The organism is Rubrivivax sp. JA1026, assembly GCF_011065555.1.
Lineage (GTDB): Bacteria > Pseudomonadota > Gammaproteobacteria > Burkholderiales > Burkholderiaceae_C > Rubrivivax > Rubrivivax benzoatilyticus.
In genome coordinates this window covers 82,544-104,761 of record NZ_JAALCQ010000013.1, presented here as the reverse complement: position 1 = coordinate 104,761, position 22,218 = coordinate 82,544, and the positions used below count along the sequence as shown (strand labels likewise).

At 72.5% G+C, this 22,218-nt stretch carries 21 protein-coding genes; 4 read left to right on the top strand and 17 right to left on the bottom strand.

The genetic code is table 11. The features are described 5' to 3' along the window. Positions 1 to 7 precede the first annotated feature (7 nt). The 12 genes from G5B56_RS19240 to G5B56_RS19185 form a co-directional block, all read right to left on the bottom strand. The gene (locus G5B56_RS19240; protein WP_029718827.1) at positions 8 to 1,255 is read right to left on the bottom strand and encodes an EAL and HDOD domain-containing protein; all 1,248 of its coding nucleotides are present in this window, start codon (positions 1,253 to 1,255) and stop codon (positions 8 to 10) included. Beyond that, the gene (gene flgL, locus G5B56_RS19235; RefSeq protein ID WP_164964259.1) at positions 1,255 to 2,181 is read right to left on the bottom strand and encodes a flagellar hook-associated protein FlgL; all 927 of its coding nucleotides are present in this window, start codon (positions 2,179 to 2,181) and stop codon (positions 1,255 to 1,257) included. Before flgL ends, G5B56_RS19240 begins: the two co-directional genes overlap by 1 nt. A gap of 27 nt (positions 2,182 to 2,208) precedes the next feature. Further along, the gene (gene flgK / locus G5B56_RS19230) at positions 2,209 to 4,188 is read right to left on the bottom strand and encodes a flagellar hook-associated protein FlgK (RefSeq protein ID WP_009856139.1); all 1,980 of its coding nucleotides are present in this window, start codon (positions 4,186 to 4,188) and stop codon (positions 2,209 to 2,211) included. 21 nt (positions 4,189 to 4,209) lie between these two features. Continuing rightward, a complete protein-coding gene (gene flgJ, locus G5B56_RS19225) occupies positions 4,210 to 5,070 on the bottom strand; it encodes a flagellar assembly peptidoglycan hydrolase FlgJ (protein WP_009856140.1) in 861 nt (286 codons plus the stop codon). Then, positions 5,070 to 6,176 carry a flagellar basal body P-ring protein FlgI gene (locus tag G5B56_RS19220; RefSeq protein WP_164964258.1) on the bottom strand — a complete coding sequence of 369 codons (1,107 nt, stop codon included), beginning with the start codon at positions 6,174 to 6,176 and terminating at the stop codon, positions 5,070 to 5,072. The genes flgJ and G5B56_RS19220 overlap by 1 nt, the downstream gene beginning before the upstream one ends. A gap of 11 nt (positions 6,177 to 6,187) precedes the next feature. Continuing rightward, positions 6,188 to 6,871, bottom strand: a complete 684-nt coding sequence (locus G5B56_RS19215) for a flagellar basal body L-ring protein FlgH (protein WP_009856142.1) — start codon at positions 6,869 to 6,871, stop codon at positions 6,188 to 6,190. Further along, positions 6,868 to 7,650: a flagellar basal-body rod protein FlgG gene (gene flgG / locus G5B56_RS19210; protein ID WP_009856143.1), complete on the bottom strand. Its 783-nt coding sequence runs from the start codon at positions 7,648 to 7,650 to the stop codon at positions 6,868 to 6,870. The genes G5B56_RS19215 and flgG overlap by 4 nt, the downstream gene beginning before the upstream one ends. A 162-nt stretch (positions 7,651 to 7,812) precedes the next feature. Then, on the bottom strand, positions 7,813 to 8,535 hold the full coding sequence (gene flgF, locus G5B56_RS19205; RefSeq protein WP_009856144.1) for a flagellar basal-body rod protein FlgF: 723 nt from the start codon (positions 8,533 to 8,535) through the stop codon (positions 7,813 to 7,815). 25 nt (positions 8,536 to 8,560) lie between these two features. Continuing rightward, the gene (gene flgE / locus G5B56_RS19200) at positions 8,561 to 9,859 is read right to left on the bottom strand and encodes a flagellar hook protein FlgE (protein ID WP_009856145.1); all 1,299 of its coding nucleotides are present in this window, start codon (positions 9,857 to 9,859) and stop codon (positions 8,561 to 8,563) included. A gap of 13 nt (positions 9,860 to 9,872) precedes the next feature. Beyond that, positions 9,873 to 10,514, bottom strand: coding sequence for a flagellar hook assembly protein FlgD (locus G5B56_RS19195; RefSeq protein ID WP_009856146.1), 642 nt, complete (start codon positions 10,512 to 10,514; stop codon positions 9,873 to 9,875). Positions 10,515 to 10,532: 18 nt separating this feature from the next. Next, positions 10,533 to 10,952, bottom strand: coding sequence for a flagellar basal body rod protein FlgC (gene flgC, locus G5B56_RS19190; protein WP_009856147.1), 420 nt, complete (start codon positions 10,950 to 10,952; stop codon positions 10,533 to 10,535). 11 nt (positions 10,953 to 10,963) lie between these two features. Further along, complete coding sequence (locus tag G5B56_RS19185) at positions 10,964 to 11,416, bottom strand: flagellar basal body protein (protein WP_009856148.1); 453 nt, start codon at positions 11,414 to 11,416, stop codon at positions 10,964 to 10,966. A gap of 131 nt (positions 11,417 to 11,547) precedes the next feature. On the opposite strand from G5B56_RS19185, the gene flgA reads away from it, so the two are divergent. From flgA to G5B56_RS19165, 4 genes are all read left to right on the top strand, one after another. Beyond that, entirely contained in the window at positions 11,548 to 12,270 is a 723-nt protein-coding gene (flgA, locus tag G5B56_RS19180) for a flagellar basal body P-ring formation chaperone FlgA (RefSeq protein WP_206023556.1), read from the top strand. A gap of 135 nt (positions 12,271 to 12,405) precedes the next feature. Next, positions 12,406 to 12,699 (top strand): flagellar biosynthesis anti-sigma factor FlgM, encoded by a 294-nt coding sequence (flgM, locus tag G5B56_RS19175; protein ID WP_009858840.1) that lies wholly within the window; start codon positions 12,406 to 12,408, stop codon positions 12,697 to 12,699. 17 nt (positions 12,700 to 12,716) lie between these two features. Further along, positions 12,717 to 13,115 (top strand): hypothetical protein, encoded by a 399-nt coding sequence (locus G5B56_RS19170; RefSeq protein WP_138938927.1) that lies wholly within the window; start codon positions 12,717 to 12,719, stop codon positions 13,113 to 13,115. Between the two features lie 225 nt (positions 13,116 to 13,340). After that, positions 13,341 to 15,500, top strand: coding sequence for an ATP-binding protein (locus G5B56_RS19165; RefSeq protein ID WP_164964256.1), 2,160 nt, complete (start codon positions 13,341 to 13,343; stop codon positions 15,498 to 15,500). Here the strand turns inward: G5B56_RS19165 and G5B56_RS19160 are convergent, their stop codons facing one another. The 5 genes from G5B56_RS19160 to flhA form a co-directional block, all read right to left on the bottom strand. After that, the gene (locus tag G5B56_RS19160) at positions 15,501 to 16,853 is read right to left on the bottom strand and encodes a methyl-accepting chemotaxis protein (RefSeq protein ID WP_164964255.1); all 1,353 of its coding nucleotides are present in this window, start codon (positions 16,851 to 16,853) and stop codon (positions 15,501 to 15,503) included. 127 nt (positions 16,854 to 16,980) lie between these two features. Next, on the bottom strand, positions 16,981 to 17,694 hold the full coding sequence (locus G5B56_RS19155; protein WP_164964254.1) for an RNA polymerase sigma factor FliA: 714 nt from the start codon (positions 17,692 to 17,694) through the stop codon (positions 16,981 to 16,983). Between the two features lie 34 nt (positions 17,695 to 17,728). Continuing rightward, positions 17,729 to 18,514 (bottom strand): hypothetical protein, encoded by a 786-nt coding sequence (locus G5B56_RS19150; protein ID WP_009858845.1) that lies wholly within the window; start codon positions 18,512 to 18,514, stop codon positions 17,729 to 17,731. A gap of 17 nt (positions 18,515 to 18,531) precedes the next feature. Next, positions 18,532 to 20,088, bottom strand: a complete 1,557-nt coding sequence (gene flhF / locus G5B56_RS19145) for a flagellar biosynthesis protein FlhF (RefSeq protein ID WP_164964253.1) — start codon at positions 20,086 to 20,088, stop codon at positions 18,532 to 18,534. Between the two features lie 43 nt (positions 20,089 to 20,131). After that, complete coding sequence (gene flhA / locus G5B56_RS19140; protein ID WP_029718830.1) at positions 20,132 to 22,210, bottom strand: flagellar biosynthesis protein FlhA; 2,079 nt, start codon at positions 22,208 to 22,210, stop codon at positions 20,132 to 20,134. Positions 22,211 to 22,218: the final 8 nt, after the last annotated feature.

Here is a 22,218-nt window from a genome sequence, read left to right as displayed (position 1 = left end):
CGGGACGTCAGTCCAGCGACCGGGCCGACGCGAGCGCGGCGAGCACGGCGCGGTTGACCTCGCCCTGGGCCAGCAGCAGGGTCTCGGCGCGTTCGCGGATGTCGAACACCGATTCCTGCTCGATCGCGCGCACCAGCTCGAGGAAGGGGTGGAACGGGCCGGTCTCGTCGACCAGCGCCTGGCGCACGCGCTCGGGCACCGGCACGCTCTTCAGCAGGTCGGCCACCGGCTGCTGCAGCAGCTGGTCGAGCAGCGAGAACACGCCGCAGATGAACATCTCGCCGCGCATCTCGGCGTCGTCGCTGCCGCGCGCGAGCTCCTCCATCAGCAGCCCGCGGCGCACCGCCTCGTACATCAGCGGCTTGGCCGCGGCCGAGCGCGACGACGAGGCCAGCAGCAGCGCCAGCCAGCGCTTCAGGCGCTGGTAGCCGAGCATCATCAGCGCATGGCCGAAGGAGCTGATCTCGACCGACAGGCCGAAGGCCGGCGAGTTGAGGTAGCGCAGCAGCCGGAAGCCCAGCGTCGGGTCGCGCTTGATGATGGCCTCCAGCCGCGCGACCGGCTCCTCGCGGTCCACGCCCTGGATCAGCTGCATGACGACCTGCACGTCCGGCGGCACGCCCTGGCGGCCGGAGCGCGCCACCGGCTCGTCGCTGGGCCAGCCCAGCGTGGCGATGGCGCCGCGCTGCAGCGCCGCGTCGACGGCGCCCATCGTGCGCGCGCCGGCGCGCAGCTCGGCCAGGCCGGCGAGCGCGGGGCCGGCCGCGGCGGCGTCGTGGTCGAGGATCGCGAACGAGAACGCCGACAGCACCTGCGGCGGCAGCGGCGCCAGCGGCCGGCCCTTGACGAGCAGCGTGCCGCCGGCCTCGGCGTGGGCGACCAGCGCCTGGGCGAAACGCGGTTCGGCAGCCAGGAAGGCCGGCACCTCGATCATGGCCTGCGGCCGCGGCGCGGCGGCCAGCACGTCGGCGAGCAGGCGCTCGCCGGCCAGGTTCAGCGACACCGGCCGCAGCGTCGCCGCCGGGCGGGCGCCGCCGGGCGCCAGCGGCCGCGGGTTCAGCGACAGCGCCGGCGTGCCGGCGTCGGCCTCGGGCGGCCAGACCGCGTCGACGGCGGCCAGCAACGCGTCGACGTCGCAACCGGCGTCGGGTTGTTCGGGGAAGACCGTGAGACGGGTCGCGACGACGGCGTGCTGGCGGTCGATGACCGGGCTGAAGCCCAGGGCCACCGGGCCCAGGATCGGGAGGTCGTGCATCAGGCGCTGAGGTACTGGAACAGCGATTGCCGCTGCACCAGGGAATACGTCTTCAGTGCCGCATCGTAGCCGGTTTGCCTGTTCTGGAAGTCGGAGATCGCCTGCACCATGTCAAGGTCCTCGGCGTTGGAACGCTCGGTCTTGGCGGCGAGCTTGCTCTCGGCGATGCGGCTCTCGACCATGTCGGTGCGGTTCAGCGCCTCGCCGGCGGCGGCGCGCGAGGTGAGCACGTTGTTCATCACCGCGTCGATGTCGGCCAGCCCTTCCTTGACCGCGGTCGAGACCTCGGCTTCGCTGAGCGTGCCGTCCGAGAGCTTGCCGATCACGGTGTCCAGCGCGGTGAAGACCGAGACCGTGCCGGTGCCCGACGGGTCGCGTGCACCCAGCCAGGCCTGCCGGCCGTCGACCGACAGCGGCAGGGCCTCGTCCGAGGCGGCGCTGATCTCGCCCTCGGCGCCGCGGAAGATGACGCCGCCCGGCGTGTCGACGAACGGCGGCGAGTCGGCGCCCTGCCCGGCGAAGACGTAGCCGCCGGCACCGTCGCCGCGGTTGGCCACGCCCAGCAGCTGCGCGCGGATGCCGCGCAGCGCGTCGGCCAGCGTCTCGCGGTTGCTGGCCCCGTAGCTGCCGTTGCCGCCCTGGACGACGAGTTCGCGCGCCTGCTGCAGCAGGTCGCCGGCATTGCCCAGCGCCGACTCGGCCTGCAGCATGACGTTGCGGCTGGCCTCCAGCGCACGCTGGTTGGCCTCGCTGCGCACCATCGCGGCGAGCGCGCGCTCGGCGCGTGCAGCGGCCACCGGGTCGTCGCTGGCGGTGACGACCCGCTTGCCGCTGGTGAGGCGGTCCTGCGCGTCGGACAGCCCTTCCTGGCGCTTCTGCAGGTTCTTGATCGAGGTCTCGAAGGCGTTGGCAGCGGTGATTCGCATGGCGTTTCAGCCTCTTGGAAGGCGGCCTCAGCGGGCCGCGGTCTGGAGCAGCGTCTCGAAGACGCTCTGGGCCACCTGCAGCACCTTGGCCGCGGCCTGGTAGCTCTGCTGGTACTGGATGAGGCGCGCGGCCTCCTCGTCGAGGTTGACGCCGGAGACCTCGCTGCGCGCGAGCTCGGCCTGGTTGGCCACCGAGGTCGAGATCGTCGAGGCGGCCTTGGTCGTCTGCACGCGCACCGCGATGTCGGCGAGCGCGGCGGCGTAGGCGTCGGTGGCGACCATGCCGCCGCTGTAGACGCCGCCGCTCTCGCTGCGGCCGACGATGGCCTGGTCGCGCAGGCCGGCCAGCGCCAGCGCGTTGCCGTTGTTGGCGCCGACGTAGGCCGGCGCGATCGTGTTGACGGCGATCGTGTCGCCGGCCCTGGGCACGCCGGCCAGGCGCAGCCGGGCGCCGTTGATCGAGTCGGGTTCGGGCGGGACGATGCCCTCCTCGTTCCAGTCCAGCGGGCCGGTCGTCGTCGACGTGCCACCGCCGTCGGTGACGGTCCAGCTGTACTGCAGCTGGCCGGAGGGCGTCGTCGAGAAGCTGATCGCCGCGCTGGCCGTCATGTCCGGCGTGCGCACCATCGTCAGCGAGGCCACCGACGCGGTGCCGGTGTTGGCGGAGCCCACCGAGGAGACCAGCGGCGAGGCGGCGGCGATCTGGCGCGGGTCCTGCAGCAGCGCGTTCATGCCGCTGGCGGCGCGCGCCACCGGCTGCAGCAGGAAGCGGTCGCTGGCCGCCGGCGTGCCGCTGACCGTGACCTCCAAGCCCTCGACCTCGAAGCGGCCGCTGGCGTCGGCGGTGCGCTGGAAGGTCTCCTGCGGGTTCGACAGGCGCGTGATGACGTAGCCGTTGGCCGTCGCCGGGTCCGGGCGCACCAGGTAGTCCGACGCCTTCAGCACGGTGCCGTCGGGCGCGGAGATGCTGAGCGTGGCGGCGAAGTTGCCGCTGGCGTCGCGCGAGTTGTTGATGTCAGAGCGGGCCGACGGCGCGCCGACCTGGAACAGCGGCTTGCCGGTGTTGCCGTTGAGGTCCAGCCCCAGGCTCTGCTGGCCGTTGACCGCCGAGGCCACGCCGGCGGCGAGCTGGCCGACGAGGTTGCGCGCGTCGACCAGGTCCTCGTTCTGGAAGCGCAGCAGCGCGGTCATCGAGCCGCCGCCCAGCGAGTTCTCGTCGAGCATGCGCAGCTTGTCGCCGTCGACCAGCGCCAGCGCCGAGCGCGAGGTGTCCAGCGGGTCGGTGGTGACGCGCATGTCCACCGAGGTCGCGCCCAGCACCAGGTTCTGGCCGCCGGCGACGAAGACGCCGACGGTGCCGTCGTCGGCCATCACGGTGCTGACCTGGATCTTGGAGGACAGCTCGCTGACGATGCGGTCGCGCTCGTCGAGCAGGTCGTTCGGCGGCTGGCCCAGGCCGCGCGCGGCGGCGATCTGGTCGTTGATCTTGGCCAGGCTCTTGGTCAGGCCGTTGACCGCCGAGACGGTGGTCTTCAGGTCGGCGGTGACGCCGGCCTGCAGCGTGTCGATCTGGCCGGCGGCGGCATTGAAGCGCGTCGCCAGGTCCTGCGCACGCGCCAGCACGACCTGGCGCGTGGCCGTGTCGCCGGGCCGCGAGGCGAGGTCGACCATGGCGTTGAGGAAGTTGCCGACGCTGTAGCCCAGGCCGCTCTCGCCGGTCGGGAACACGTCCTCCAGCAGCTGCAGCCGCTGCGACAGCGTCTCGTCCATCGCCGCCAGCGACTTGGCCGAGGCCGCCGCCCGGGTGAGGAACTGGTCGTGCGCGCGCGTGACGCTGGCCACGTCGACACCCTTGCCGAAGAAGCCGGCCCCGGTGTACTGGCCCTTGGCCGTCGCCAGCTCGGCCTGCTGGCGCGAGTAGCCGGGCACGTTGGCGTTGGAGATGTTGTGCCCGGTGACCTGCATCGAGGCATAGCTTGCCGTCATGGCACGCATGCCCAGCGACATCAGCGATGAAGCGGCCATCCCTTACCCCAGGCTGCGCTGCACGCGCAGCGTCGTGTTGATGACGCGGGTGAGCTTGTCCGCGTACGCCGGGTCGGTGGCGTAGCCGGCCTTCTGCAGGCCGCGCGCGAACGTGCTCGCGTCGGTGGCGCCGGCCACCGTGTCGCGGTAGCGCGGGCTCTCGGAGATCAGCTTCGCGTAGTCGGCGAAGGACTCCTCGTAGCTGGCGTAGGCGCGGAACTTCTGCACCATCTTCTGCGCCTTGCCGTCGACGTACTCGGTGGTCGTCACCTCGGCGACCGGGCCCTTCCAGCTGGCGCCGGCCTTGATGCCGAAGAGGTTGAACGACGGCGAGCCGTCGGCGTGGCGGATCTCCTTGCGGCCCCAGCCGGTCTCGTGCGCGGCCTGGGCGATCATGAACTCCGACGGGATGCCGGTCTTCTGCTCGGCGCGCTCGGCGGCGCCGGCGTGCTGCTGCACGAAGCCGGCGGCGCCGGTCTGCGGGATGCGCGTGGCCTGCGGCCGCGCCGACAGCGGCGCCGGCGTGTTGTTGGCCGAGCCGGTGACCGGGATCGGCCCCGGCGCCATGCCCATCTGGCGCTCGAGCTGGCGCGCGATGACGTCGGCCAGCCCGCCCGGCAGCCCCGAGAGCTGGCCGGCATACTGCTCGTCGAGCATCTCGGTGCCCATCTTGCGGCCCGGGTCGTCGGACAGGCCGGTGGCCATCGTCGACTGGCGCATGCTCTTCAGCAGCTCGTTCATGAACAGGCGCTCGAACTGCTTGGCGGCCTCGCGCACCGCGGCCTTGGGGTCGTGCTGGGCCTTGGCCTGCAGCGAGGCCAGCGAGCGCGAGTCGACCGACAGCGAGGACGGGCCGGCAGCCATCAGATCACCTCGATCTCGGCGTTGAGCGCGCCGGCGCTCTTCATCGCCTGCAGGATGGCCAGCAGGTCCATCGGCGTGGCGCCCAGCGAGTTCAACGCCTTGACGACGTCGGCCAGCTTGGTGCCCGCGGGCAGCTGCACCAGCGAGCCGCCCTGCTGGGTGATGGCGATGTCGGACTTGGCCGACTCGACCGTCTGGCCCTGGCCGAAGGGGTTGGGCTGGCTGACCTGCGGCGTGGTGCTGATCGTCACCGACAGGTTGCCGTGGGCCACGGCGCAGGCGCCCAGCGTCACGGCGTCGTTCATCACCACCGAGCCGGTGCGCGCGTTGAGCACCACGCGCGCGGCGGGCTTGGCGATCTCGACCGTCAGGTTCTCGATGTCGGCGAGGAAGGCGATGCGCTCGCCCGGCGCCTGCGGCGCGCGCACGCGCACGCTGCGCCCGTCGAGCGCGACGGCGGTGCCCTGGCCCTTGGCGCGGTTGATCGCGTCAGCCACGGCGCGGGCGGTGGCGAAGTCGTCTGCCTGCAGCCCGAGCTGCACGCCGTCGCCGTCGAGCAGCGGCGTCGGCACGGTGCGCTCGACGGTCGCGCCCATCGGGATGCGGCCGGCGCTCAGGTGGTTGATCTGGACCTTGGAGCCGTTGGCCGAGGCGCCGGCGCCGCCGACGATCAGGTTGCCCTGGGCCAGCGCGTAGACGTTGCCGTCGGCGCCCTTGAGCGGCGTGGCGATCAGCGTGCCGCCGCGCAGGCTCTTGGCGTTGCCGATCGACGAGACGTTGATGTCGATCTGCTGGCCCGGCTGGGCGAAGGCCGGCAGCTGCGCGGTGACCATCACCGCGGCGACGTTCTTCAGCTGCATGCTGCTGCCGGCGGGCACGGTGACGCCCATCTGCTGCAGCATCGCCGTCACGCTCTGCGTCGTGAACGGGGTCTGGGTGGTCTGGTCGCCGGTGCCGTCGAGGCCGACGACGAGGCCGTAGCCGACGAGCGCGTTGGCGCGCACGCCCTGCACCGCGGCGACTTCCTTGAGCCGCACCGCGGCGGCGGCCGGCGCGGCGGCGAGCACCGTCAGCGCGGCGGCGACGAGCAGGACGAGGCTTCGCATCGTGTCGCTCCTCACAGCGGCCACAGCACGCTGAAGAACACCCGGCTGAGCCAGCCGACGGCGTTGGTGTCGGCCTGGGCGCCGCGGCCGCGCTGCTCCAGCCGCACGTTGGCGATGCGCGTGCTCTGCACGACGTTGCCCGGCTCGATCGCGCGCGGGTCGACCTGGCCCGAGAAGCGCAGCACGTCGACGTTGGCGTTGACGCCGATCTGCTTCTCGCCGGCCACCAGCAGGTGGCCGTTGGGCAGCACGCCGCGCACGGTGACGGTGATCGTGCCCTGGAAGTCGTTGCTGTTCTGGGTGCTGCCCTTGCCGGCGAAGCTGTTCTCGGAGTTGGCGCTGACGGCGGCGCGGCGCAGCGCCGTGGCGGCGTTGATGCCGGGCAGCGCGGTGATGCCGCCGCTCAGGTCGGTGGTCTTGTCCAGCGAGCTCGTCGACTTGGCGGTGGCGCTGATCTTCTCGACGATGCGCACCTGCAGCGTGTCGCCGGCCTGGCGCGCGCGGTGGTCCTCGAACAGCGGCCGGTACTGCGAGGTCTGGAAGATCGCGCCGGTGCTCGGCGCCTCGGCCGCGACCACCGGCGGCGGCGTGTCGGCGCCGGTGGGCTGCTCGAACTGCACCGTCGGGTACATCGTCTCGCAGCCGGCGAGCGCCAGCGCCGCGGCGGCCAGGCAGGTCCTCACGAGCGTGTTCACAGCTGCCCCAGCTTCTGCAGCATCTGGTCGGAGGTCTGGATGGCCTTCGAGTTCAGCTCGTAGGCGCGCTGCGTCGCGATCATGTTGACGAGCTCCTCGACGACGTTGACGTTGCTGGTCTCGACGAAACCCTGCTGCAGCGCGCCGAGCTCGTTGGTGCCCGGCGTGCCGGTGTTGGGCGTGCCCGAGGCCGCGGTCTCGGCGTAGAGGTTGCCGCCCAGCGACTCCAGGCCGGCCGGATTGATGAAGTTCGCCAGCTGCAGCTGGCCGACGGTGGTCGGCGTGGCGTTGCCGGCGGTCGTCACCTGCACCGTGCCGTCGTCGGCCACGGTGACGGTCTTGGCGTCGGCCGGGATCGTGATGCCGGGCTGCACCGGGTAGCCCTGGTTGGTGACCAGCTGGCCGGCGTTGTCGACCTGGAAGCCGCCGTCACGCGTGTAGCCGGTGGTGCCGTCGGGCATCTGGATCTGGAAGAAGCCGTTGCCCTTGATCGCGATGTCGTAGCTGTTGCCCGTCTGCTGCAGGTTGCCCTGGCTGAAGTTGCGCGTCGTGCCGGCGGCGCGCACGCCCAGGCCGACCTGCAGGCCGGTCGGCAGCGTGCTCTGCTCGCTGCTGGCGGCCCCGGCCTGGCGCAGGTTCTGGTAGATCAGGTCCTCGAACTGGACGCCGCCGCGCTTGAAGCCGTTGGTGCCGACGTTGGCGAGGTTGTTGGAGATGACGTCCAGCTTGGTCTGCTGGCCCTCCATGCCGGTCTTGGCGATCCATAGCGAACGAAGCATGTCGGTTCCTCGGGGGGCGGACGGGTACGAGCGAATCTTGAGGGCGGACAAGCCCGGTCGAAACGCCGAAAACAGCCGCGTTGTGCCCGCATCTCCGCGCCGCCAACGAAAACGCCGCGCTCGGGGCGCGGCGTGTCGGGGGGCCGGGCCGGGGGCCCGGACTCAGGTCGCCAGCAGCTTGGTGGCGCCCTGCTCCTTCTGCTCGGCGGTCTGCAGCATCTTGATCTGCTGCTCGAACTGGCGCGCCGCGGAGATCATCTGCACCATGGTCTCGACCGGGCTGACGTTGCTGCCCTCGAGGGCGCCGTCCTGCAGCCGGGCGGCCGGATCGGCCGGCAGGTCGCCGTCGGCGGCGCGGAACAGGCCGTCGGTGCCGCGCGTCAGCGGCGCCTCGGGCGTGACCAGCTTGAGCCGGCCGATGGCCTGCGGCTTGCCGCCGTTGGCCGCCGCCGAGACGGTGCCGTCGGCGCCGATCGTCAGCGTCGCGTTGGCCGGCACCGTGATCGGGCCGCCGTCGCCGAGCACCGGCAGGCCCGACGGCGTGACCAGCACGCCCTCGGCGCTGACCTCCATCGAGCCGGCGCGCGTGTAGGCCTCGGTGCCGTCGAGCGACTGCACCGCCAGCCAGGACTTGCCGCGCATCGCGACGTCGAGGTTGCGGCCGGTGACCTGCAGCGGGCCGGACTGGTCGTCGTGGCCGACGGTGGACTCCAGCGCGTAGACCCGGGTGCTGGCGCCGTCGCCGCGCACCGGCACGGCACGGAAGGCCTGCAGCTCGGCGCGAAAGCCGGTCGTCGACGCGTTGGCCAGGTTGTTGGCGAGCACGTCCTGGCGCTCCATCGTCGCCTTCGCGCCGCCCATCGACAGGTAGATCAGACGGTCCACGGTTCAGCCTCCGCCGCGCGCGCGTTCAGCGCATGTTGACCAGCGTCTGCATGACCTGGTCCTGGGTCTTGATGGTCTGCGCGTTGGCCTGGTAGATGCGCTGCGCGGTGATCATGTTGACCAGCTCGCCGGTGAGGTCGATGTTCGACTCCTCCAGCGCGCCGGCCTGGATGACGCCCATGTTGCCCTCGCTGGGCACGCCGACGACCGCGTCGCCCGAGGCGTAGGTGCTGGCCCAGACGTTGCCGCCCAGCGGCTGCAGGCCCTGCGGGTTGCGGAAGTTGGCGAGTTCGAGCTGGCCGGCGGGCTTGCTCTGGCCGTTGCTGTAGCGCGCCAGCACGATGCCGTCGGCCTCGATCGCGATCGAGGTGAGCTGGCCGGCGGCGTAGCCGTTCTGCGTCAGGTTGGTGACGCCGAAGGTCTGGTCGTACTGGGTCGCGCTGGCCACGTTGACCGACATGTTCAGCGGCACCACGATGCGCGAGGTCTCGCGGCCGGTGACCGGGTCGGTGATGATCAGGTCGTTGGTGATGCTCAGCGCCAGCGCGTCGGCCGGGTCCGGCGAGGCCAGGCGGCCGGTGGTGTTGTCGAACTCCAGCGTCTGCCACTTCACCGGGTTGCCGGCGGCGTCGACGTTCACCGGCTGGCCGTTGGCGGTGACGTAGACGTTCCACTTGTCGTTCGACTCCTTCTGGAAGTAGTACGACAGCGCGACGTCCTGGCCCTTGGAGTCGTAGGCGACGACCGAGGTCGCGTTGTTGTAGGTCGACTTGTCGGTGAAGTCGATCTGCGGCGTCGCGGTGGCCGCCGGCGCCGTGACCACCGAGTCGGCCTTGAGGTTGAACTCCAGCTCGATCTTGCTCGTCGCGCTCGGCGCGATGCCGGCCGTCGGCAGCTTCAGCGGCTGCGCCAGGCCGGGCTGGATGGTGCCGGTGCCGTCGGCCGGGTAGCCCATCAGCTTGAGCTTCTCGTTGTTGACGATGTAGCCCTCGCGGTCGACCTTGAACTGGCCGTTGCGCGTGTACACGGTCGGGCTGACGCCGTCGGTCACCTGGAAGAACCCGGCGCCGTTGATCGCCATGTCCATCGCGTTGCCGGTGGTCGAGATGTTGCCCTGCGTGAACTGCTGCGACACCGCGCCCAGCGTCACGCCGATGCCGACGTTGTTGACCCCGGCGCCGTTGAGCGCGGTGGCGTACATGTCGGAGAACTCGGCGCGCGAGACCTTGGCGCCGTAGGTGTTGGCGTTGGCGATGTTGTTGCCGATGACGTCCAGGCTCTTGCTGGTCGCGTTGAGCCCGGAGAGACCTTGCTGGAAGCTCATCGTGTCGTCCTGTTCAGTTGTAGGCCTTGACGGCGGTGTAGTCGATGGCGCCGCTGTGGGCGAGTTCGAGCTGGAGCTTGCCGCCGGAGTTGCTGACCGCGGCCACCGTGTCGCGCATCAGCGGCGTCGTCTGCACGGTCGTCGTGCCGAGCTTGGCGGTGACGCGGAAGGTGTAGCCGCTGGGGTCCTCGACCTTGCTCGCGTCCCAGCTGAAGCTGTGCGTGCCGGCCTTGGCCGCACCGAGGTTGAGCGTGTCGGCGACGCGGCCCGAGGCGTCGAGGATCTCGACCTTGACCGAGTCCGCGGCGCCCGACAGGTCGATGCCGCCGACGCCCACGCCCTGGCGCACGTCCAGGTGCTTGCCCTCGACGGTGACGTCGCGGCCGATCAGCGAGGCGCCCTGCATGGCCTGCATCTGCAGGAACTGCGAGTTCAGGCCGGTGACCGTCTCGTTGAGCTTCTCGATGCCGGTCACGGTGTTGATCTGCGCCATCTGGCTCGTGACCTGCGCGTTGTCCATCGGATTCAGCGGGTCCTGGTTCTGCATCTGCGCGACCAGCAGCTTCAGGAAGCGGTCGGCGCTGGCCGACGCGGTGCCCGCGTTCTTGCTCTCGGTCGGGGTGTTGATCGCGGCGTAGGGATCGATGGTGGTCATCGCGTCTTCCGTTCAGGCTCAGGACTGGCCCATCTGCAGCGTCTTCTGCAGCAGGGTCTTCGCGGTGTTCATCACCTCGACGTTGTTCTGGTAGGAGCGCGACGCGGAGATCATGTCGACCATCTCCTGCACCGCGTTGACGTTGCTGAAAGTGACGTAGCCCTCGGCGTCGGCGGCGGGGTGCTTGGGGTCGTGCACGCGCCGGCCGGGGCTCGCGTCCTCGCGGATCGTCGAGACGCGCACGCCGGCGGCGCTGGCCGGGTCGGCGCCGGCGTCCATCAGCGCGGTCTGGAACACCACCTGGCGCGCCTTGTAGGCCTGGCCGTCGGGGCCGGCCACGGTGTCGGCGTTGGCGAGGTTGCTGGCGACGACGTTGAGCCGCTGGCTCTGCGCGCTGACCGCGCTGCCCGAGACGTCGAAGATGCGGAACATGCTCATGATTCGGTTCCTCAGCCCTGGTTGTGGCTCTTCATCGCGTCGGTCAGCGTCCTGACGCTGCCGTTGAGGAAGCGCAGCGAGGCCTCGAACTTCAGCGTGTTGTCGACGAAGGCCGCGCGCTCGCGGTCCATGTCGACGGTGTTGCTGTCGAGGTTGGTCTGGGACGGCGCGCCGTAGCGCAGGTCGGTCGCCGGGCGCTGGCGGCCGAAGCCTTCGGCCAGCAGGCCGCGGGCCACCGGCGAGCCGAGCTCGTTGCCGCCGCCGGCCGGTGCCGCGCCGCTGGCCGGCGGGCGCGGCAGCGAGGCGGTGGCCTCGCGCAACGCCTGCGAGAAGTCGAAGTCGCGCGCCACGTAGCCGGGCGTGTCGGCGTTGGCGATGTTGCTGGCGATCACGCGCTGGCGCTCCGAGCGCAGCGCGAGCGCCTGGGCCTGGAAGTCCAGCTGTCCGGTCAGGCGGTTGATCATGGGCTCGCGCTCCTTCGGGATGGTCCGCGCCGATTCTCGGCAGCCGGGGCCGCGGCTTGGGGCCGATAAGCGGGCACATCCCGGCGCTTTTCGCCGCCGTGCCCGCGCTGCCGACGTCTAGAGTGCGTCGCGTGGAAAAGGACTGCCCCCGCTCGCGAGGCACGGCCGGCGCCCTGCTGCTGGCCGCCGCGCTCGCCTGCCCGGGCCCGGCGGCGGCCGACACGCTGGCGCCGGCCACGCTGCAGGCCGTGCGCGCGCTGGCGCGCGACGCCGCCGCCGCGCTCGCCCCGGCCGGGCTGCGCGTCGAGGTCGTGCCCGGCCGGCTGGACCCGCGGCTGCGGCTGGCGCCCTGCAACCGCGTCGAGCCCTATCTGCCGACAGGCGTGCGCCCCTGGGGCCGCGCGCGCGTGGGCCTGCGCTGCCGCGACGGCGCCGTGCCCTGGAACGTCTTCCTGCCGATCACCGTCGAGGTCTGGGGCCCGGGCGTCGTCGCCGTCACGGCGCTGGCCCCCGGCACCGTGCTGGCCCCCGGCCAGCTGGCGCTGGGCGAGGTCGACTGGGCCGCGGCGGCGACACCGCCGCTGGCCTCGGTGCAGGCGCTGGAGGGCCGCACGCTGGCGCGGCCGCTGGCGCCCGGCCAGGCGCTGCGCCTGGACGCGCTGAAGCCGCGCGAGTGGTTCGCCGCCGGCGAGGTGGTCAGCGTCGTGGCACGCGGCGACGGCTACGCCGTCAGCACCCGCGGCGAGGCGCTGATGCGCGGCGTCGAAGGCCGGCCGGTGCGCGTGCGCACCGAGGCCGGGCGCATCGTCACCGGCTGGCCCACGGCCGAGGGGCGTGTCGATGTCGCCCGCTGAGCGCGATTCCCCCCGCATTCAGGGGACCGATGAAAAATCATCCCGCCGGGCCCTAAAGTTGGCTCTCCACGCTCCGATACAGCGATCATGTCATGGGAGGCTGCCCCGCCGGGACGGCTCCTGCTGGAGTTCAACATGAAGATCGGTCACCTCGATTCCACGTCGCCCGCCTCGGCGGTGAACGGCGACCGCAAGACGGGTTCGCAGGCACGCACGTCCGGCGCCACGGCCGAGCCGAGCGCCAAGGTCGAGCTGTCGTCGGCGGCCCTGGCCGCCAGCGACGCCGCCGACGGCAGCTTCGACGCCGCCAAGGTCGACCGCATCGCCCAGGCGATCCGCGAAGGCGGCTACCAGGTCGACGCCGAGAAGATCGCCGACAAGCTGATCGCCAATGCCCAGGAGCTCCTGGGCAGAACCTACAACCGCTGAACCACGCCGAAGCGTCCATGCTGACGACTGCCGCCGAAATGCGGGCGCTGCAACGCGCCACCGAACTGGAAGCCCCGCTGGACACGCTCGAGCAGCGCCTGGCCGAGCTCGGCGCCGCGCTGGCGGCCAGCGACGCCGCCGGCATCGAGTCCGCCGCCGGCGAGCTGCACGGCGCGCTTGCCGCCGCCGTCGAGCACTTCGCCCGCGCCGCACGCGAAGGCGGCGTGCCGATGCCGCTGCGCCAGCGCCTGGCCGTCGCCGGGGGCCAGGTGGCCGCGCAGCGCGAAGCGCTGGCCCGCGCCACCGCCGCGCTCGACCGCGCGATCGACGTCCTGCTGCCCAACATCGGCAGCGGCGGCTACGGCGCCGCCGGTGCCAGCACCCGCACCAGCCACGGCGGCTCGCTGCTGGCCTGATCACGCGGCGGCTCGCGCCGCCCTCGCCCCATTCCCGGACGGCCGGGTCGCGTCAGCGGCCCGGCCGTCGTCGTTTCGGCGGCCGCGGCGCGGCACGCCGGGGTCCGCGTCAGGAATGGGGTGACAATGGCCTCCTGACAAACCCGAGGGGCGCGGCCACGACTGCGGCCCCCGCCCCATCACCCGGGCGCCGTCACGAGCGGCGTCCTGATCGATCAGTCTGCGTTGGGAAACACCGATACCGCCTGGACGTCCGCAGCGCCAGGCTCTGCCTCCAGCGGCGCCGAAGCCGCCCGCACCCTGCTGGAACGCCTGCGGGGCTGTGCCGACAACCGCTGGCTGCTGCTGCTCGCCGGCCCGGTGTGCGCGGCGGCCCTCGTCATCGCGCTGCTGCAGCAGCGCCCGGACACCACGCTGGCCGACGCGGCCGACGGCCTCGGCGCCGCCACCGCCCGTCTGGGCTGGACCGTCGCCGACGGCGCCGAAGACGAGACGCAGCGCGAGCTCGCCCTGCTGCGCCAGCGGCTGGCGACGCTGCGCGGCGCCGCCGCCAGCGGCGGCCTCGTGCTGCACGAGCTGGACCTGCTCGAGTCGCGGCTGGCCGGCCTGGGGCCGCGCGCCGGCCGCGCCGAGCTGCGCGCCGTTGCCGACCTCGCCGAGCGCGTCACCGCCCAGGCGCGCCAGGAGATGCTGCAGCGCCAGGCCCGGCTGGGGCTGTGGCTGCAGCTGCTGTCGGCGACGCTGGCGCTGACGCTGCTGCTCCCGGCCCACGGCCTGTGGCGCCAGCGCCGGCGCATGCGCCGCGCGCTGCGCGAGTTCTCCGACACGCTGGCGCGCGGCGCGGAAAGCCCGCCCGCCGACACCGCCGAGGCCGGGGTCTCCGCGCGCCGCTGGCGCGCGCTGGCCGACCTGTCGGCCGACTGGTACTGGGAGAGCGACGAGCAGATGCGCCTGTCGTGGTCGTCGGGCTCGTCGCCGCTGACGACGCAGCTGGGCTGGACGCTCGACGAGCTGATCGGCCGGCGCCGCGACGAGCTGCCGGCCTTCGAGCCGCCGGCGCTGGGCTGGGACTGGCTGAACGAGCGCATGGCGCGCCGGCAGCCGTTCCGCGACGTCGAGCTGCGGGCACGCTCGCGCCGCGGCGACCACGCGCTGTGGATCGCGCTCAGCGGCCGCCCGCGCCACGACGCCGAGGGCCGCTTCACCGGCTACGAAGGCGTGGGCCGCGACATCACCGAACGCAAGCTGGGCTACGAGCGCCAGCGCGAGAACGAACAGCGCTGGGCGCTGATGGTCGACCTGGCCTCCGACTGGTACTGGGAGACCGACGCCGCGCACCGGCTGCAGCCGGTGGGGCGCGCCGTCTACCGCAGCGCCGTCGACTACCTGGAGCCGGGCGACGGCCGCACGCGCTGGGAGCTGCACACGGCGACGCCGCCCGAACTCTGGGAGCGCCACCGCGCCGACCTCGACACGCGCCGGCCCTTCCGCTCCTTCGAGTTCCCGACCGAGGCCCGCGACGGCGGCACACGCTGGGTGTCGCTCAGCGGCATCGCGCGTTTCGACGGCCAGGGCCGCTTCCTCGGCTACCGCGGCGTCGGCCGCGACATCACGGTGCGCAAGCAGGCCGAAGCCGTGCTGCGCCGCGACAACGAGGCGCTGCAGCAGGCAGTGGCCGAGCGCACGCGCGAGCTGCAGCAGATCAACCGCGACCTCGACGCGTTCTCGCGCCAGCTGGCGCACGAGCTGCGCACGCCGATCGGCCACGTCGAGGGCATCGCCCAGCTGCTGTCGCACCGCGCCGCGGCGCGGCTGGACAAGGCCGACCGCGAGCTGCTGGCGATGCAGGAGCAGGCGGCGCGCACGATGCGCGAGACGCTGGACGCGCTGATGCTGCTGGCGCGCTCGACGGTGCAGGCGATGCCGATGGACAGCGTGGACCTGAGCGCGCTGGCGCTGGACGCCGCGGCGGGGCTGCCGGCGCTGGAGCGGCGCGCGCCGCTGCACTGGGAGATCGAGCCCGGCCTGCGCGTGCACGGCTGCGCGCCGGCGCTGCGCATCGTGCTCGCCAACCTGCTCGGCAACGCGGCCAAGTTCACGCGCCGCGTCGAGGCGCCGACGGTGCGCGTGGCCGCCGCGCCCGACGCCGACGGCCGGCTGCGCGTGACCGTCGAGGACAACGGCGCCGGCTTCGACCCGGCGCTCGCCGACCGGCTGTTCGTGCCCTTCAACCGGCTGCACGCCGGCGAGGACTACGCCGGCACCGGCGTCGGCCTGAGCATCGTGCAGCGCATCGTCGAGCGCCACGGCGGCACGGTGGCCGCGCACGGCGCGCCGGGCCGCGGCGCGCGTTTCGAGTTCACGCTCGCCGCCGCGGCGGACTGATCAGAAGTTGAACGCCAGCCGCAGCCCGCCCCAGTGGCGGCCGCCGACGGTGATCGGCGCGGCGGCTTCCTTCAGCACGACGAAGCGGCCGCCACCCATGTCGCGGCGGTAGGTCTGCAGCAGGAACGGGCGCTCGTTGCGCGCCGAGGCCAGGCCGGTGCGGTCGTTGAAGATGCGGCGCCAGCGGCTGTTGGCGGTGTTCCACAGCAGGTCACCGGGGCGCTGCGGCTGGTTGTAGCGCCGGTTGTGGCAGGCGACGTAGCCGTTGCGGTCGACGGCGATGCAGAACACGACCTTGTCCGACAGCTGCAGCGCCGCCTCCTGGACCTGCGGGAACAGCTGCTCGGCCAGCGCCGAGAAGCGCGCCGTGTGCTGCGCCGGCTCGGTGCCGGCGATCGGCTGGTAGCGTTCGTCGAACAGGTCCTCGAGCGTCGCGCGGCCCGCGGCGAGCGCGTCCTCGAGCAGCGCCGCGACCTGCCCGGCGGCCTGCTGCGCGGCGCGGATGTACGGCGAGTCCTCGGTCTCCAGGCCGCTGGCGGCGAAGGCCTCGATCAGCTGCTCGGAGATGCGCAGGAAGTTCTCGGTGCGGCCGGCGGCGCCGTCCAGCGCCCGCGTCGTCTGGCGCACCTCGCCCTCGATGCCGGCCATCTGGGCCTCGAGCACGGCACAGACCTCGGAGCTGCGCCGGCTGGCCTCGTGGATGCGGCCGACGCCCTCGACGACGCCGTCGAGCGCGCGGTGCACGCCGCCGGCGGGGCTGCCCTCGCTGCGCTGGATCTCGCGCGCCAGCGCGGCGATGCGCTCGTCGAGCCGGCCGACGGTGGCCAGGATCTCCTTGGACGAGACCTCGACCTTGGCCGCCAGATCCTTGACCGCGTCGGCGACGACGCCGAAGCCGCGCCCGGCCTCGCCGGCGCGCTTGGCCTCGACCGAGGCGTTGAAGGCGACGAGCCGCGTCTGCAGCGCGATCTGGGTGATCTGGCCGGCCGCGCCGGAGACCTGGCGCAGCGTGTCGACGATGCCGCCGACCTCGGCGCCGACGGCCTGCACGGCCTCGCCGACCTCGGCCACGGCGCGCAGGCCGTTGTCGGTCTCGCCGGCGATCGCGGCCTGCGCCGCGACCACGTCCTGGAGCTGGCTGGCCAGCGCCTGCAGCGCCGCGGCCTGGGCGGTGGCGATGCGCTGGGTGTCGGCGATGACGCCGCAGACCTCGGCGGCCTCGCGGCCCAGGCCCGAGGCACGTTCGTTGATCTGGCGAAGCGCCGTCTCGGCGGGACCGGCAGCACCGGCCGCAGCGGCGGGCACAGGGGCGGCGGACAGCGGCGGGGGCTCGCGCCGGAACATCTTCAGCATCGTGTCTCCTGGGATCGCGGCACGCCGCGGTCGCATTTTCATCAGATACAGAGACGCGAGGCGGTCGCCGACGAGGCTGTCGCGCGGCGCCGGGGCAGCCCGCGCGGATTCGTTCACGGCGCCGGCGTCACCACTCGCGCAGGCGCGTGCGCAGACGGGCGATCGACTGGCTGTGCAGCTGGCAGACGCGACTCTCGGTCACCTTGAGCACCGCGGCGATCTCCTTGAGGTTCATGTCGTGCTCGTAGTACATGCTCATCACGTACTGCTCGCGCTCGGGCAGGTTCTTGATCGCGTCGACCAGGGCCTGGCGCATGCGCTGGTCCTGCAGCCGGCCCAGCGGGTTGGCCTCGTCGTCGTGGACGTGGCGATCGAGGTAGTCCTCGTCGCCGTCGTCGCCGCTCATGTCCTCCAGGTAGATCAGCTGGGTGCCGCGGACCTTGGTCAGCAGTTCCTGGTACTCGGCGAGCGACAGGCCCATCTCCTTGGCGATCTCGCTCTCGTTGGGCGCGCGGTGCAGCTTCTGCTCGAGCTTGTGCACCGCGGCCTCGATGCTGCGCTGGTGGCGGCGGTCGCCGCGGCTCATCCAGTCGTTGCCGCGCAGCTCGTCGAGCATCGCGCCGCGGATGCGCTGGGTGGCGAAGGTCTCGAACTGCACGCCCTGCCCGGCATCGAAGCGCGACAGCGCGTCGGACAGGCCGATCATGCCCACCTGGATCAGGTCGTCGAGCTCCACGTTCGCCGGCAGCTTGGCGATCATCTGGTGCGCCAGCCGTCGCACCAGCGGGCTGTATTGCCGGAGCAGCGCGTTGGCATCGAGTTGTCCCTTGGCGGTGTACATGGGCGCAGCCTTTCGGGGCGTGTTCTGGCGTTCTTCAGTTCGTCGTCGCGCTGACCGGCGGGGCGAAACCCGCCACCGCCGCAGGGCCGGCGAAACCGGCCGCGTCCAGCGCGAGCTGGCCGCCGACCAGGCGCGCCACGGCGGCATCGGGGCCGGCGCGCAGGTCGGTCGCGGGGTCGACGACGGCCCAGTCGTGCAGCAGCGCGCCCAGGAAGGCGTCGGCGCAGCTCGCCAGGCTGGAGGCGATGGCGCGCACGCGCCGCGAGGCCAGCGGCGCGGCGAGCACGAGATCGAAGGTCATCAGGCCGCAGCGCTGGGCGAGCAGCTTGCAGGCGGCGTAGGCGTGCTTGATGCTCTCCGGGTGGTCGGCGCCGATGAGGATCGGGCGCGCGGCACGCTGGCCGAACATGCGCGCCAGGTCGCCGGGATTGGCGTGCACCAGCACGACGTCGGCCTTGGGCGCGGCCTGGGCCAGCGCGTCGACGAAGGCCGAGGCCGAGCCGCGCGTGTCGACGTGGCGCAGCGGCAGGCCGCGCGCGGCCAGGTAGCCGATCTGCGGCGACAGGTCCTCGATGCCGGCGCCCAGGTCCAGCAGCGAGATCTCGCGCGGCGCCGGGGCGCCGTCGGCGGCGTCGACGACCAGCACGCGCTGGCCGCGCTGCACGAAGGCGGCGGTCAGCTCGTCGATGACGACGCCGGAAAACGGCACGTGCGGGTTGGCGGCCAGCGGGACGAAACGCTGGCGCGAGGCCGCGAACAGCCGGCGCAGGCCGTGGGCCTGGTCCAGCGGCGCGGTGTCGGTGGCGTAGAAGTCGCGCATGCTGCTCGGCGCCGGGTTCAGGCGTGCAGCGGGTTGCCGGCGGCGGGCGTCGGCACGCCGGCGAACACCAGGTTCATGTCGGCGCTGTCCATGCGCCAGGCCGGGCTGCCGCCGCCGCGCAGCGCACGCTGCACCAGCGCGTTGGCCGACAGGCGGTGCCAGTCCTCGGGCACACGCTGGCCGTTGGCCACCGCGAGCACCTTCAGCTTGTAGCGGATCAGCGCATCCAGCGCCGGCGCCAGCTTCACCGCCTCGTCCATCTTGGACAGCACGATGCCGCGGCAGGCGGCGGCGCCGTAGGCCAGCAGCACTTCCTCGATCGTCTCGCCCTGGGCGGCGGCGTTGACGACCAGCAGCTTGTTGATCGAGCGGTGCGACAGCATGTCCAGCAGCTCGCGGGTGCGGGCGTCGCGCTGGGCCATGCCGGCGGTGTCGATGAGCACCATCTTCTTGGCCGACAGCAGGTCCAGCAGGTCTTCCAGCGAGGCGCGGTCGTGCGCGGTGTGCACCGGCACGCCGAGGATGCGGCCGTAGGTGCGCAGCTGCTCGTGGGCGCCGACGCGGTAGGCGTCCAGCGTGATCAGGCCGAGGTTGGCGGCGCCGTGGCGCGTGGCGAAGGCCGCGGCCAGCTTGGCGGTGCTCGTCGTCTTGCCGACGCCGGTCGGGCCGACGAGCGCGTAGACGCCGCCGACGTCCTCCAGCGGGCTCTCGCGCTCGCCGGTGGCGAGGTTGCGCTCGAGCACGCCGGCGGCCCAGGCCAGTTCGTCGCAGCCGCCGGGCAGCCCTTCGACGAGCTTGCGCACCAGCGACGGCGAGAAGCCGCAGCCCAGCAGCTTCTGCGTCAGCTGCGCCTGGCGCGGCTGGCGCTGCAGCTTCTCCATGAACGCGAGCGCGCCGAAACGCTGCTCGATCAGGCCGCGCATCGAGCGCAGCTCTTCCATCATCTCGACCTGGTCGCGGCGCGGCGCGCCGTCGGCGAGCACCGGCGCCTGCGGCAGCAGCGGCTCGGCGTGGCGGATCTCCTCGCGCAGCACCGGCGGCTCGCGGCGGGCCTCGGCGGCACGGGCGCGCGGCTCGATGGCCGGCGCGGCGGCACGGGTGCGCGGCTCGGCGGCCGGCACGGCCACCGGGCGCACCGGCGGCTCCTCGCGCTGGGCCTCGGCACGGCGCGTGCTGACGGCGCCGGGCTGGCGCGGCTCGGTGGCCTCGCGGGCGAGTTCGGTCTGGCGGCGCTTGAGCATGCGCTCGCGCACGTAGTCCTGGAACGACAGCGTGCTCATCTCGAGCTGCTCGACGTCGTCATCGACGGCACCGGCGTCGAACGACGGCTCGACCCGGGGCTCGACACGCGCGGCCGGCAGGCGCGGCGCGGCGGCACGGGCACGCGGCGCCTCGGCGGCCGGCGCGGCGGCGACACGCTCGAGCTGCTGCAGCGACTCGGGGGCCATCGCCAGCACCTCGACGCCGTCGGCGCAGGGGCGGGTGGACATCACGACGGCGTCTTCGCCGAAGGCCTGGCGCACCAGCGCCAGGGCCTCGCGCGAGGTGCGTGCGGTGAAACGCTTGACGTTCATGCGGCCTCCCGATCAGTGCGCGGGGTGAGGGTCGTGACGGTGGTCATGCGTTGGCTCCGATGATCGAACCGATCCGGATCGAGTGGGTCTCGGGAATCTCGCTGTGCGCCAGCACCTTCAGGCGCGGCGCGGAACGCTTCAGCAGGCGGGCCATCGGCGCGCGGATCAGGTCCGGCACCAGCAGGCAGGCCGGCAGGCCCAGGTCTTCCTGGCGGCGCGCGGTGTCGGCGGCACGCTTGGTGATCGCCTCGGCGACGCCGGGGTCCAGCGCCGCGCCGTGCGGCGAGCTCAGGGCCTGCGTCACCAGGCGCTCGAGCTCGGGCTCCAGCGCGATGACGTCGAGTTCCTTGGTCGGGCCGTAGATCTGCTGCACGATCGCCGGCGCCAGGTGGGTGCGGATGCGGCGCACCAGCTCGCCCGGGTCGGTGACGGTGGCGGCGTGCTCGGCCAGGCACTCGATGATCGAGCGCATGTCGCGGATGTGCACGCCCTCCTCCAGCAAGAGCTGGAGCACCTTCTGCAGAGTGGCGATACCGACCATCTTGGGAACCACGTCCTCGATCAACTTCGGGGCCAGCTTGGTCACGTGTTCGACGAGTTGCTGCGTCTCGACGCGGCCCAGCAGGCGGGATGCATTCATTTGCATCAAGTGTGAAAGATGGGTCGCCACGACGGTCGCGCAATCAACGACCGTAAACCCGGCCATTTGGGCCGTCTCGCGGTGGCGCTGCTCGATCCAGATCGCCGGCAGGCCGAAGGCCGGGTCGACGGTCTTGGTGCCGGGCAGCTGCTGCTGCGCGCCGCCGGGGTTGATGGCCAGCAGCTGGCCCGGGAAGGCCTCGCCCTCGCCGACGACGGCACCGCGCAGCGTGACGCGGTAGACGCTGGGCTTCAACTCGAGGTTGTCGCGGATGTGCACCGGCGGGGGCAGGAAGCCGACGTCCTGGGCGAACTTCTTGCGCACGCCCTTGATGCGCGCCAGCAGGTCGCCCTGGCGCGACTTGTCGACGAGCTGGATCAGCCGGTAGCCGACCTCCAGGCCCAGCGTGTCGACCGGCGTCAGGTCGTCCCAGCTGGCCTCGGCGTTGGCCTGGGCCGGGTCGTCCGACTCCTTGCGCGCCGGCTCGGCGGCGGCGCGCTTCTTGCGCCGCTGCAGCTGCCAGGCCAGCAGCCCCAGGCTGCCGCCGATCAGCAGGAACACGAGGTGCGGCATGCCCGGCACGAAGCCCAGCATCAGCACGATGCCGGCGGCCAGCCCCAGCGACTGCGGCGAGTCGAACACCTGGCCGCGGATCTGCGTGCCGATGTCCTGGTCCTTGCCGACGCGCGAGATGACCATCGCCGAGGCCACCGAGATCAGCAGCGCCGGGATCTGCGCGACGAGCGCGTCGCCGACGGCCAGCAGGATGTAGCTCTCGGCCGCCTGGCCGGCGCTGAGCCCGTGCATCGCCATGCCGATGATCAGGCCGCCGACGATGTTGATGAACAGGATCAGCAGGCCGGCCATCGCGTCGCCGCGCACGTACTTGCTGGCACCGTCCATCGAGCCGAAGAAGTCGGCCTCCTCGCCGACCTCGGAGCGGCGGCGCCGGGCCTCGGTCTCGTCGATCAGGCCGGCGTTGAGCTCGGCGTCGATCGCCATCTGCTTGCCGGGCATCGCGTCCAGCGTGAAGCGCGCGCCGACCTCGGCGATGCGCTCGGCGCCCTTGGTGACGACGATGAAGTTGATGACGACCAGGATCGCGAAGACGATCAGGCCGACGGCGAAATTGCCGCCGATCAGGAAGTGGCCGAAGGACTCGATGACCTTGCCCGCGGCGCCCGGGCCGTTGTGGCCCTCGAGCAGCACGACGCGCGTCGAGGCCACGTTCAGCGACAGGCGCAGCAGCGTCGTCACCAGCAGCACGGTGGGCAGCGCGGCGAAGTCCAGCGGCTTGACCATCTGCGCCGCGACCATCATCACCACCAGCGCCAGCGCGATGTTGAAGGTGAACAGCAGGTCGAGGACGAACGGCGGCAGCGGCAGCACCATCATCGACAGCATCAGCACCACGAAGACGGGCAGCATCAGCATCTTCGCCGAGGCCGCGTTCGGCCCCAGCAGCGTGTTCAGGCGTTGCATCAGCGCGT